Origin of the sequence: Cellulosilyticum sp. ST5, from assembly GCF_046529625.1 — a bacterium.
Lineage (GTDB): Bacteria > Bacillota > Clostridia > Lachnospirales > Cellulosilyticaceae > Cellulosilyticum > Cellulosilyticum lentocellum.
The window spans coordinates 1,588,375-1,601,984 of sequence record NZ_CP132338.1 but is presented as its reverse complement, the minus strand read 5'-3'; the positions used below and the strand labels follow the sequence as shown (position 1 = coordinate 1,601,984).

Below are 13,610 nucleotides of genomic sequence, written 5' to 3'. Positions count from 1 at the left end.
CTATTTTTGTTTTGTCAGATTAACAACTTACTGGTATGATAGTAGTAAGATAAGAGAGAGATAGTGGGTTAGGCTACTATAATCATTAGAAATAGACAACACAAGTGAAGGATTTGAAAAAGCGTATGAAAAAATTAGTCATTGGAATATTAGCACATGTAGATGCGGGTAAAACAACCTTATCGGAAAGTATGCTTTATTTAAGCGGGAAAATTCGTAAACTGGGAAGAGTGGATAATCAAGATGCTTATTTAGATACTTATGACTTAGAAAGGGCAAGGGGAATTACCATTTTTTCTAAACAAGCAATGTTTCAAGTAGCTGGAGCTCAGATTACTTTGTTAGATACCCCAGGACATGTAGATTTTTCGGCTGAAATGGAGCGAACACTTCAAGTATTAGATTATGCCATTTTAGTGATTAATGGTGCAGATGGTGTGCAAGGGCATACCAGAACATTATGGAGACTTCTTGCTACGTATCAAATACCGGTTTTTCTATTCGTTAATAAAATGGATCAACAGGGGACGGATAAGGAGAAATTAATAGAAGAATTAAAAAAGTGTCTAGATGATAGGTGTATTGAATTTGGACAAGAGCGTACAGCAGCTTTTTACGACCAGTTGGCCATGTGTGATGAAGCACTGATGGAAGCTTATTTGGAAACAGAGCATATTGATACCTTAAAAATTATGAAGGGTATAAAAGAACGCAAGATATTTCCATGCTTTTTTGGTTCAGCTTTAAAATTAGAAGGTGTAGAAAACTTTATGCAAAGTATTGTCAAATATGCTAGTATGCCTTCTTATCCAGAAGCTTTTGGAGCAAAGATATTTAAAATAGCTAGGGATGAGCAAGGTAATCGCCTGACTTATATGAAGCTTACAGGCGGAAGACTTAAGGTGAGAGACACTTTAATAAATCATACTTGGGAAGAAAAAGTGAATCAGATTCGTTTATATTCAGGACAAAAGTTCGAGGCAGTGAATGAGGTAGAGGCAGGTTCTATATGTGCAGTAACAGGACTTACTCAAACTAGTCCAGGAGAAGGTTTAGGGATAGAAAGTGCTTCATCTGCCCCTGTGTTAGCCCCTGTATTAGCTTATCAGATTATGCTTCCAGAAGGCTATGATCCAAGACTTATGCTGCCTAAATTGCGTCAGTTTGAAGAAGAGGATCCACAGCTGCATATTGTTTGGGATGAACAGTTACAGGAAATTCAAGCACAGATTATGGGAGAAGTCCAAATCGAAATTTTACAAACGCTTATAGAAAGCCGTTTTGGTGTCCATGTAACATTTGATTCGGGAAGAATCGTTTATAAAGAAACCATTGCAAATACAGTAGAAGGTGTAGGGCATTTTGAACCATTAAGACATTATGCGGAAGTTCACTTATTACTGGAGCCTGGACAGCGAGGAAGTGGTCTTGGATTTGCATTGGGATGCAGCGAAGATGTGCTAGAAAAGAATTGGCAGAGACTTGTCTTATCTCATTTAGAGGAAAAAGTTCATAAAGGTGTACTCACCGGCTCAGCTATCACAGATATGAAAATAACGTTAGTCTCAGGACGAGCACATAAAAAGCATACAGAGGGTGGTGACTTTAGAGAAGCTACCTTTCGTGCAGTACGTCAAGGTTTAAAGCAAGCAGAATCTGTTTTATTAGAGCCGTATTATACTTTTCAGTTAGAAGTACCTGAGAAAATGGTAGGACGAGCTATGACTGATATTGAGAAGATGTATGGCACATGCGAAATTTCACAAACAGATGGTGAGTGGGTGACCTTAGTAGGGAGCGCACCGGTTGTTACCATGAGAAACTATCAGAAGGAAGTAGTTGCATACACTAAAGGCCATGGTAGACTATTTTGTACACTAAAAGGATATGAGCCATGTCATAATGCAGAAGAAGTTATAGAAAATATAGGTTATGATTCTGAAAGAGATATAGAGAATCCAACAGGTTCTGTATTTTGTACTCAAGGCAGCGGATTTTTAGTAACTTGGGACGAAGTAAAAGACTACATGCATCTTGAAAGTTATCTGCAACAGGAAAAAGAAACGCTATCAAAAGAAATAGCGAAGCATCAGGATTTACTGACAGAAGAGAAATGGATTGGTTTAGAAGAAATTGATCAAATTATGAATAGAACTTTTTATGCGAATCAAGGAGAAAAATCTGCTTGGAAAAAGCGTAAAACAGCCCGTGAAAGCTATTATGAGCCTGTTGGTTATACAATGAAACAAAACCAAGATAAAAAAGAAGAATATCTTCTTGTAGATGGTTATAATATTATCTTTGCATGGCCTGAATTAAAGGAGCTAGCCAATGAAAATATGGATGGTGCCAGAATAAAATTATTGGAGAGCTTATGTAATTATCAAGGCATCCGAAAATGTCAGATTATCGTTGTGTTTGATGCTTATCGTGTTCAAGGACATCGAGTGGAAATGCTTGAGTATCATAATATCTACATGGTATATACCAAGGAAGCACAAACTGCAGACCATTATATTGAAAAGTTTGTACATGATCACAAGACAAAGTATCATGTAACAGTAGCAACCTCAGATGGATTAGAGCAAATTATCATTAGAGGGCAAGGATGTGCCTTATTGTCTGCTAGAGAGCTGAAGGAAGAAATCGAAAGCGCTAATGAAAAAATGATGCAAGCGTATAAGGAAAAACAAGTAGTGGAGCGTAATTATTTAGTGGATGCATTACCTCCTGAAATCAAGCAGCAGATAGAGAAACATCCGTAAAAAAGAAAAGATACAAATAACATAAGAGTGTTTTATAAGCAAAATGGCAAAAAAATAAATCAAGCATAATTTATTTTTTATAAAGGGAAAGTTGTGCTTGATTTTTTACTTCTAGAAAATAAATAATTATTGATCAACATAGAAAAGGGATATAGTAGAAGTTTGATTGAAAATTCTTGAATCAAAGTGTAAAATGAGTACATGAGCAAAATGGTTGTCAAAAGGAATCAAAATAATCATTTTAATGAAGGAGGATTTAATATGAATTTTCAAGGTATAATAATAGGAGTAATGGCTTTTTTTATTATAGGTGTTTTTCATCCCATAGTGATCGCATCAGAATATTACGTTGGAAAAAAGATATGGCCACTTTTTTTGATTGTGGGAATATTATGTATTGGTATATCTTTATTTATTGAGAATAGTACAATTTCAGCAATAGTAGGGGTAATAGGCTTTTCTTCACTGTGGAGTATACATGAGGTCATAGAACAGGAAGAACGCGTTAAAAAAGGATGGTTTCCCAATAATCCTAATAAAAGTAAACATATGAAAGTGGAATAAAATTTATAAAAATTCAATATAAGGAGGCTACAATGAGAAAGAAAGATAGAGAGGTTACCAATAAAGAAGAGCTTTTAAATATTATAAGCAAATGTGAGTATTGTAGAGTGGGTTTTTGCTATGATAATATCCCGTATATTGTGCCTATGAATTTTGGTTATACATATGAAAATGATCAACTTGTACTTTATTTCCATAGTGGGTTAGAGGGTAAAAAATTAGAAATGATTAAGCAAAATAACAATGTTTGTTTTCAAATGGACTGTTCTTGCGAACTTGTTCACAGTGATATTGCTTGTAAATATACTATGAAATTTGAAAGTATTATAGGGCAAGGCAAAATGTATATTTTGACAGAGGAACAAGAGAGAATAGAAGCGCTTCAACATGTTATGAAAAAATATGCACCTGATAAAGTTTTCGAATTTGAAGCAAAGCATGCAAGAATCATCCTAGGATTAAAATTAGTAGTAGAAGAATTTACAGGTAAGCGTTCTACCAAGGGTGGAACAGTAGGATAAGAAGCATAAGAACTAGGCATATTTCTAAATAAGCCTAGTTTTTTAGTTACTCCCAACTGTGTCATAGCCATCTGATACCACTTGATCTAAAATGGGTCCTTAGAAGAGCCACTCAAATTTCAAAGAAACACATTTTTAGGGACAAGCTATATATAAAAAATAATCCCTAAAGTAAATAAAAAAATTCTTTGATATATTTTTAAAATATAAACTTATTGTATGATGCTTTACTTTTTTTAATCTATCGTTTATATTTGTCTAAGCTAATAATTAAATAAAGAGTAGATAGAGGTTGCGGTTTTTAAGAGTAGATTTGCTGAGCTAAGCACGATGAAGCATTTTAAAAGGAGAAGCCGCCGAAATGGATAGTTGATGCTTTAAGACTATCTTGTTGGGGTTATGTAGAATATACATAACACTGTCACGGAGTTATTCGTGGGGAGCTATCATGACGGACGGTTAATATAGAATAAGTAGTTTTATTCTAAATGAAAGATGACAAAAGTCTTGAGTGATATGCTCAAGACTTTTTTTATTAGACTATAAAGACAGAATGGAGACTCACACATGGACGCAATTGATGTAGGCTGGTTATCGATTTTACCACCTGTTATCGCTATTGTATTAGCGTTAATAACAAAAGAGGTTATTTCCTCATTAATTGTAGGTGTTTTTTCAGGAACACTTATTTATGCCTTTAGTACAGGTGGCGGTATTGTTAAAGCAACAGATGTAACCCTTACCCTTATGGGAGAAAAATTAGGTGATAATGCATCGATTATTTTATTTTTAGGATTTTTAGGGGCATTAGTAGCTGTTATTACTATGGCTGGTGGTTCTAGGGCTTACGGAGAATGGGCAGGAAATAAAATTAAAACTAAAAAAGGGGCACAGTTAGGAACTTCTCTTTTAGGTACCTTAATTTTTATAGATGATTATTTTAACTGTTTGACAATTGGTACAGTAATGAGACCAGTAATAGATAAACATCATATTTCTAGAGCAAAGCTAGCTTATATTATTGATGCAACAGCAGCACCCATTTGTATTATTGCACCTATTTCTTCTTGGGCAGCTTCAGTTATTTCTCAAATGAATGGGTTAGAAGTGAATGGGCAAGCACTTAATGGAATGGAAACTTTTATGGCAACTATTCCTTATAACCTTTATGCAATTTTAACTTTAATCATGGTGGTTGTACTTTGTGTTACTAATATTGAATTTGGTCCTATGGCAAAGTTTGAAGAAGAAGCTAGAAATAATAAAGGTAACTTAAGTGTCGGAATGGATCAAGAAGGTGGAGATGAGTTTGCTCGTATGAAAATCTCTTCAAAAGGAAGCGTATTTGACCTTATTATCCCTATTGCAGCACTTATTATATTTGCTATCTTATCAATGCTTTATATTGGTGGTTACTTTGAAGGTGGTATGACGCTGGCAGAGGGCTTTGGAAATACAGATGCAGGTATTGCACTTGCTATTGCCGGTTTTGGTGCCCTTGTTGTTGCTTTTGTTCTTTTTGTACCACGTCAAATTTTAGATTTTAAAGAGCTTATGGAAGGGATTACAATAGGGGTTAAATCCATGGTAGGAGCCTTTATTATTTTAACATTGGCGTGGACTATTAGTGGGGTATGTAGAGACTTATTAGGCACAGGTGAGTTTGTAGGTGAGTTAGTAAGACAATCTCATATGCCAGCGGCTCTTATTCCTGCCATTGTTTTCCTTGTGGCAGGGGCTTTAGCTTTTGCTATGGGAACATCATGGGGAACTTTCGGTATACTGATTCCTATTGTTACTATGGTTTGTGGTTCCGTTGCACCAGAGCTTGTAACAGCAGCGCTTGCCGCTACACTAGCTGGAGCTGTATTTGGAGATCATTGTTCCCCTATTTCAGATACAACAATTCTTTCTTCGACGGGAGCTGGCTGTAAACATATTGATCACGTTTCATCACAAATTCCGTATACTTTAGTGGTAGCAGCATGTTGTTTTGTAGGTTATTTAATAGCAGGGTTTACAGCTAATGTGTGGTTAACACTTGGAAGCTCTATTGCATTATTAGGTATTATTCTTGCTATATTAAGTAGAAGAAATAAAAAATAAAATAAGAGAAGCACCCTATTAAATAGAGCATCATGAAAGAGATGTGTTTATTCAATGGAGTGCTTTTTATTTGCGAAAAATATAAAGAATAGGCTTATCAAAGTACTTTTAAATCAATGCCTATTTTCAAATACTGAATAGAACTAATACGTTTTGAATAAACTAAAATCAAATTTTTATTTAAAGGAGTTAGACTATGATGAAGAAGTTTTTTAATACGTTATTAGTGTCGCTGTGTGTAATCGCGTTATTTTTTACACCTCTTAAAGCTGAGGCTTCAGAGAAAGCTTTATCTTGCAATAAAGCTGCTTGTGAGTTAAGGATGCTAGAAAGAGACCTTTGGGTTGATCATGTGTTATGGACAAGAAGTTTTATTGTTAGTGATCTTGCTTCTCTAGAGGATAAGGAAGCTGTGGCAGAAAGGCTGTTTAAAAATCAAGATGATATTGGTAATGCTATTAAATCTTTTTATGGAGAAGAAGCAGGAAATAAACTTGCAAGTTTACTAAGAGAACATATAGCGCTTGCAGGACAAGTTACTGATGCAGCTAAAAGTGGAAATAATGCTGATTTAAAGAAATACAATAAGCTGTGGTATGATAATGCAGATCAAATAGCAGACTTTTTAAGTGCAGCTAACCCTAACTATTCTAACCAAGCACTAAAAGATTCTCTTCATAAACATTTACAGTTTGTTACAGATCAGGTTGTAGCTAGGCTAAGTAAAGATTGGAAAGGTGATATTAAGGCTTTTGATGAGGGAAAAGCACATATGATGCACTTTGCTGATATGCTTACTGAGGGCATTATCAAGCAATTTCCTCAGAAATTTAAGTAGTTAAATGGATGATAGTTTAGCTAGTTTAGATAGAAGCAATATGAAATAGATAGGAGTAGTAAGCATATGCTTACTACTCTTTTTTGTCTAAATAAGGAAAATAGGTATAAAATTTAAGAAAAATAGCATTTAAATATTTGTAAAAGTATAAGTGTATAGTATAATTGTCTAAAGATTTAAAATGGTTAGAGGGATGAAGTAACTATCCAACTAAGGAAAAACACTAAACTATATAGATGAGGGAGAATGCTTGTGGATACAGAAAAGAGAAAAAGTTTTATAATTAATTTCGGTTATTATTTTATTATTATTGGATTGGTTTTTATTGTATTAAAGTATGGATTGCCTTTTATTGCCCCGTTCGTTAGCGCATTTGTTATTGCGTTCTTGCTAAATAAGCCGATTACTTTTTTAGCTAAAAAGTGTCATGTGAATCGTACATTAATAGCAATTGCTATAGTATTGGTATTTTATAGTATAATAGGTATTTTATTTACGCTTCTCGGCATTCGATTGTTTGTTTTTGTAAAAGAGCTTTTTTCCTACTTACCTAATTTATATGCAACAGAGATCCAACCATTTTTGATGCAATTATTTGATTCACTAGAACATTATATCTCAAAAATGGATGTTTCCTTATTGCCAGCCATGAACGAATTTTCAAGTAATGTGGTGCAGTCATTAGGTGAACTCATTTCTAGTTTCTCTATGAAGATGATAGGCGCTATTTCTAACTATGCATCTTCATTGCCAGGCTTTTTTATTAGGATTTTATTTACCATTATCTCCACCTTTTTCTTAGTAATTGATTATAAGAAAATAACAGCATTTCTTTTACATCAGTTAAAGGATAAGCATCAAAAATTGATGATTGAAATAAAAGACTATGTAGTCAATACATTATTTAAGTGTATCTTATCTTATGCTTTAATTATGTGTATTACCTTTGCAGAGTTATCTGTTGGTCTGAGTATTATTAGAATTGAAAATGCAGTATTAATTGCGTTTGTTATATCTATTTTTGATATTTTACCAGTACTTGGGACTGGTGGTATTATGATTCCCTGGACCATTATAGCAGCGCTTCAAGGAAATTATTCGTTGGCATTAGGTCTCCTTATTGTATACATTATCATTACTATTATTCGTAATATACTAGAACCTAAGATTGTGGGAAGTCAAGTAGGTTTGCATCCACTAGTAACCTTAATGTCATTGTTTGTGGGGGCTCAATTATTTGGTGTACTTGGTTTGTTTGGACTTCCTATCACTTTATCATTATTAAAGAATCTCAATGATAAAGGAACGATTCATATCTTAAAATAGCAAGAGGCTTTTGAGATTGAGCCATTTATTTTTAATAATAAATGGATGAGTGTTTCATTTTGCTAATCAATTGACAATGTATAAAAAGCGTGCTAATATATACCATATTTAAATAAGGGTGAATATGTTTTATCGCCGGGTAAAACATATAAAAAGCACCAAGATGATCATATCGTTAGGCTTTAGATATGATTATCTTGGTGCTTTTTTATAAATTTATTTTGAGGAGGAAGTAGAGCATGAGCTTAGTTTTAATTCTTACAACTATCATTACCAGCGCTGCGGATAGTTTAAATCCAGTAGCCATTACTCAGCAATTTGTATTGCAAAGCCTGGTTAAAAAGCCAAAGCATATATGGTTTTTTATCTTAGCTACAGGTGTCACCAACTTTACTGGTGGGCTAATGGTATATTATGGATTAGTGGCTATTGTTTCCACATTATTTACCACAGTTTTGCTGACACATCAGCAAAACCTACTTATTTTAGAATTGATTGCAGGCATTATGATGCTTATATTAGCATGCTATGTCGTCTTGGACCAGAGGATTAAGTGTGCTATATACAAGGGACAACTTCAAAACGAAGACAATCAAGAGATGAAAGATCAGCAAATAATAGCTGAAAAAATCAAATCTGTTTCTCCTATTGCACTAATAGTATTAGGTGTTTTGGCGACAATTACAGAGTTGGCAACAGCTTTGCCTTACTTTGCTTTTCTTGCCGTATTACTGAATTACAAATTGAAATTTTTACAAGTCATTTCAATTTTGTTACTTTATAATTTCATTTATTCATCCCCGCTGATGATGTTATATTTTATTTATAGGAAAAAGCAGGTATTGTTTGATAAGCTTTACAAGTTGATAAAAAAGAAAGTAACCAAATGGGCTTCAGTCATTATACCTACCCTATTTATAATAACAGGAATTGTTTTGTTATTTCATTCTATAAGGATGTTGCTGAGATAAAAGACAATAGGTCACAATAAAAACATATTATTTTTAAAAAAGTTTAAAAAATATGTAAAAATATATTGTGTATTGTCCGTATTAATGATATAGTCTATTAGGTTTTAATTTAGTCCAGAGAGGCTAAAAAAGGAGGAGATACTATGTCAGATTTAGAAGTTTCAAGTAATACCGTTATTAAGGTGGATGTTCAGGAAAAAGTACCACTTTTAAAGGCCATTCCCTTAAGCCTTCAACATTTATTTGCTATGTTTGGGGCCTCTGTTCTTGTTCCTATTTTGTTCAAAATTGATCCTACTACAGTTTTGTTTTTTAATGGAATAGGTACTTTGTTTTATGCCTTTATTACAAAAGGAAAAATTCCAGCTTATCTAGGTTCTAGTTTTGCCTATTTAGCACCAAGTTTTTTACTTATGAGTCAAGGCTATGATTTTCAAACGATTCAAAGTGGGTTCTTTGTTTCTGGTCTTGCTTTTGCTCTTGTTGCTACTATTATTTACTTTACAGGAACCAAATGGATTAACAAACTTTTTCCACCTGCTGCTATGGGTGCTATCGTAACAATTATTGGTCTAGAACTGGCACCTACTGCCGCTGATATGGCAGGTTTTGCTGTAGGAGGCTCTAATAATCCTGAGGTGACTAATATGACATGGGTTATTATTTCCATGGTAACACTTGTAACGGTTATTTTATGTAATGTATTATTACGAGGATTTTTAAAGATTATACCTATACTTATTGGGGTTGTTGTTGGCTACATAACGGCTTATTTTATGGGTGAGGTTAACTTTGAAGCAGTACAAAAAGCAAATCTTTTTGTTGTACCAGCAATTAAATTAGCAAAATTTGATACAACTGTTATTATGAGCATTTTACCAGCAACCTTCGTTGTTATTGCAGAACACATTGGTCATTTAAAAGTAACAAGTAGTATTGTGGGACGAGACTTAGCTCAAGATCCAGGACTTCATCGTTCACTTTTAGGAGATGGTTTATCAACTGCTTTTTCTGGATTATTTGGTTCTGTTCCAACGACTACTTATGGTGAAAATATTGGGGTTATGGCCCTTACAAAAGTATATAGTGTTTATGTTATTTGTGGTGCAGGTATTCTTTCTATTTTATTAGGATTTTCTGGAACACTTTCTGCACTTATTATAAATATTCCAACACCTGTTGTTGGCGGGATTAGTTTACTTTTATTTGGTACCATAGCAACTTCAGGTCTTAGAACATTTATTGAAGATCAAGTGGATTTTTCTAAATCTAGAAATCTTATTCTTACTTCAATCATTTTTATTATAGGACTTAGTGGCATAACCGTTGCTATTGGCCCTGTAAGTTTAAGTGGTATGGGGCTTGCTACTATGGTGGCTATAATTTTAAGTCTTTTATTTATGCTATTTGATAAATTAGGTATTATGAATGAGCCACAATAAATATTAAACAAAAAAATAGCCAGTGGATGAAGCATTTTCAACCACTGGCTATTTTTTTGTATTCGTTTATTATGATAAAAGTATAAGCTATTCTACGGTTTCTTCTGTGTTAAACTGAGGAATGGCAGTTTCGCTTAAACCGAGAGCACAGTCAACAGGAAGAGAGAAAGAAATACCTCGACCTTCAGTATTAATCCCGGCAGCTTCAGCTATCGCCTTCATCACCTTATTTTTTTCATCCTTTCGAACCACAATAAGAATGACATCCTTCTCAGGCTGAATAGAGATTCCGAGAAACTTTTGAGCTTCCTCACCACCTAGACCAAGAGCATGTATAAGTGTTCCACCTTTAGCACCAGCAGCACTAGCAGCCGCCTTAACCTCGGGAAAATGTCCTTTTGTGATAATGCTAATAATTAGTTCGTGTTGATACCCATCTGCCATATTGAGTTCATCCTCCTTTATTAATTCAGTGTTTTTTGTACTATCTGCTTCCACAATACTTGAAAGAAAACTAGTCATACTTGAAACAGGAACAGAAAAAGCAATTCCTTTTCCTGGTTTTTTTATGTACATTTTTTCTTCAAGTATAGAGAAAATGCGTTTTGTTCTTTCTGGTGACAGAAGACTAATCATAATACTTTTTTTATTCTCTCCTAAGCCAAGATAATCAAGAATAACGGAATCTGCCATACCATGACCATGAGTAACGATTCTTATAGGAATCTGTTCATTAATGTATATATCTGCAATCTGTTTTCCTCGACTATAATCTACAATCGTAAAAACAGCTCTCATTTGCTTATTCATCAATAATCCTCCTCCACATCATATTCAATAATTTCATCTGATAAAATAATGTTTCCTAGATCTACAGAAAGTGTAATTTCTTTTGAAGCTTTAATTTTACTTATAAGACCTAGCATTTGTATTGTTACAAGGGGAGTCATAGCAACAAAAGCAACAATACCAAAAGCATCAGTGAGAATATTTCCACCTATTGCTTCAGAGGCACCTATGGCCAGTGGAAGTAAGAAAGTTGCAGTCATAGGTCCTGAAGCTACACCGCCTGAATCAAAAGCAATTGCTGTAAAAATAGGAGGAACAAAAAAGGTCATAATGAGTGAGAAAATATAGCCAGGAATAAGGATATACCAAATAGATATTCCTGTTATGACACGAAGCATAGAAAGGGCTACTGAGATGGCTACACCGATAGCCAGGCTATATCCCATAGCTTTACCTTTAATACGGCCTTCGGTTATATCTTCTACTTGTGTTTTTAAAACATGTACAGCAGGTTCAGCAGCAACAATAAAGTAACCTATTATTCCTCCTAGAGGAATGAGAATCCAGTAAAAGCTACTTGTTGCAATTTGATGACCAATAAAATAGCCGATAGTCATAAATCCTACATTAACACCAGTAAGAAAGAGCACAAGTCCTATATAAGTATAGACCATACCAATTGCAATTTTAATTAAGCTTCTTTTATCAAGCCTTAGTGTAGCAAACTGGAAAATAATAAAGAAAATAATGATGGGAAGTATTGCAATAGCAACTTCCTCAAAATAGGTTACAAAAGCATTGCCATAGGCAGAGAGTATTTCTTTGATATTTCCATATTCAGTAACAACGAAGTGTGATGATGTAACACTTGAAGTATCGTTGAAAATACCAAGGATGAGAACCGTAAGAATAGGTCCTATTGAACATAGTGCAACAAGGCCAAAGCTATCTTCTTCTGAGGTCTTGTCGCCTCGAACAGAAGCTAACCCCACACCAAGGGCCATGATGAAAGGAACAGTTATTGGACCTGTTGTAACACCACCTGAGTCGAAGGCGATAGCAATAAAGTTATTAGGAATAAGTGGCGAAAGTGCAAGACCAAACAAAAGTATGTACATAATTATAAGAATGTATGCCAGTTTTACTTGAAGGTAAACACGGAAAAATGATACCACAAGGAATACACCAACACCTACTGAAATGGCAACAATAAGCACCGTGGTATCGACAATAGGAGCAGTGTCTGCTAGAACCCTAAGATCCGGTTCAGCTATGGTCACAATGACACCTAGAATAAAACATATAAGAGCAATAAACCAAACGTTTCTTGATTTAGTCAGATGGGAGCCTATGGATTCACCTATAGCCATCATTGAAATATCTGCACCAAGTGTAAAAAACATCATACCTGCAATCAAAATTACAGTACCAATGAGAAACAAAATGATTGAGTTAATGGGGATATCCACCACCGTAAAACATAGCGCTAGTACTATAGCTGCAACAGGCAAAACTGCAGCTAGTGATTCTTTAAATTTAGTTAGTATTTCTTTTTTCAAATGCATCACCTCTCTGTTTATATTTGACATATCAAGTATATTGTAATCATTATAATAAACTTAGACATAAACTTTTACCTATTCCTAAAAAGATTATCATTTTTTAGCTACGCTGTAATGGGTATTAGCTTTATATAACCCAGTATTTATAGTAGCGTCTTTACCTCTTAATGACTTTTAATAGTAATGTAATAATAGTAGTAGATTTATCCTTCCAAAGCTGATGTATTAACATGAATTATTTTATCTAGGGTATTTCTTTAGCGAAAAAGTGTATTTTTGTTTTTGAAAAATAAGTTGAGGATATGTTTTTAAAACCCAAAATCTTAATACTAAAAATGTTTTAGATAAATATAGAGTTTAAAACTTCTTAAATTAATTAGAATTGAAGAAAGGAGATAATCGTTTTAATACATCTTTAACAGTAATAAACCAAAAGGAATGATAGAATTAAAAACAAATGTAAGATTAGAGACAATCTTTTTATTATTTTTGGTATAAGAAATCTTAAAAGCTTATAGGATAAAATATGAAAGGCATATAGACCTAGTTAATAGGCCAATTGCTTAAGAGGTCTTCCTAGTGTACTGATATGTGTGTTAGGAAAAGATTTTTGTTAAGTTTATACATGATACTATATTAATAGTATAATTGATTTTATAATCCTCTTCAAGAAGTATAAGATAGCCATAGTATATTTTGTATACAAGAATAAAAAAACATACTTAA

At 33.8% G+C, this 13,610-nt stretch carries 10 protein-coding genes and 1 riboswitch; of the genes, 8 read left to right on the top strand and 2 right to left on the bottom strand.

What is annotated here, in order from left to right; translation table 11 throughout:
* Positions 1-125: 125 nt before the first annotated feature.
* The 8 genes from QTL86_RS07855 (at position 126) to uraA (ending at position 10,533) form a co-directional block, all read left to right on the top strand.
* Positions 126-2,765, top strand: a complete 2,640-nt coding sequence (locus tag QTL86_RS07855) for a translation factor GTPase family protein (RefSeq protein WP_127066483.1) — start codon at positions 126-128, stop codon at positions 2,763-2,765.
* A 261-nt stretch (positions 2,766-3,026) separates the two neighbouring features.
* Entirely contained in the window at positions 3,027-3,329 is a 303-nt protein-coding gene (locus QTL86_RS07850) for a DUF4491 family protein (RefSeq protein WP_410496924.1), read from the top strand.
* A gap of 32 nt (positions 3,330-3,361) precedes the next feature.
* A complete protein-coding gene (locus tag QTL86_RS07845) occupies positions 3,362-3,850 on the top strand; it encodes a pyridoxamine 5'-phosphate oxidase family protein (protein WP_127066485.1) in 489 nt (162 codons plus the stop codon).
* Positions 3,851-4,128: 278 nt separating this feature from the next.
* A riboswitch (Lysine riboswitch) is annotated at positions 4,129-4,304 on the top strand.
* 113 nt (positions 4,305-4,417) lie between these two features.
* The gene (locus QTL86_RS07840) at positions 4,418-5,956 is read left to right on the top strand and encodes a Na+/H+ antiporter NhaC family protein (protein WP_410496923.1); all 1,539 of its coding nucleotides are present in this window, start codon (positions 4,418-4,420) and stop codon (positions 5,954-5,956) included.
* Positions 5,957-6,152: 196 nt separating this feature from the next.
* A complete protein-coding gene (locus QTL86_RS07835) occupies positions 6,153-6,794 on the top strand; it encodes a glycosyltransferase (RefSeq protein WP_410496922.1) in 642 nt (213 codons plus the stop codon).
* 252 nt (positions 6,795-7,046) lie between these two features.
* Positions 7,047-8,120 (top strand): sporulation integral membrane protein YtvI, encoded by a 1,074-nt coding sequence (gene ytvI, locus QTL86_RS07830; protein ID WP_410496920.1) that lies wholly within the window; start codon positions 7,047-7,049, stop codon positions 8,118-8,120.
* Positions 8,121-8,359: 239 nt separating this feature from the next.
* Positions 8,360-9,091, top strand: coding sequence for a GAP family protein (locus QTL86_RS07825; protein ID WP_410496919.1), 732 nt, complete (start codon positions 8,360-8,362; stop codon positions 9,089-9,091).
* A 143-nt stretch (positions 9,092-9,234) separates the two neighbouring features.
* Complete coding sequence (uraA, locus tag QTL86_RS07820; RefSeq protein ID WP_013656987.1) at positions 9,235-10,533, top strand: uracil permease; 1,299 nt, start codon at positions 9,235-9,237, stop codon at positions 10,531-10,533.
* Positions 10,534-10,620: 87 nt separating this feature from the next.
* Here uraA and QTL86_RS07815 read toward each other — a convergent pair whose 3' ends face one another.
* Positions 10,621-11,343, bottom strand: a complete 723-nt coding sequence (locus QTL86_RS07815; protein ID WP_410496918.1) for a P-II family nitrogen regulator — start codon at positions 11,341-11,343, stop codon at positions 10,621-10,623.
* Complete coding sequence (locus QTL86_RS07810; RefSeq protein ID WP_410497299.1) at positions 11,343-12,887, bottom strand: DUF1538 domain-containing protein; 1,545 nt, start codon at positions 12,885-12,887, stop codon at positions 11,343-11,345. The genes QTL86_RS07815 and QTL86_RS07810 overlap by 1 nt, the downstream gene beginning before the upstream one ends.
* Positions 12,888-13,610 lie beyond the last annotated feature (723 nt).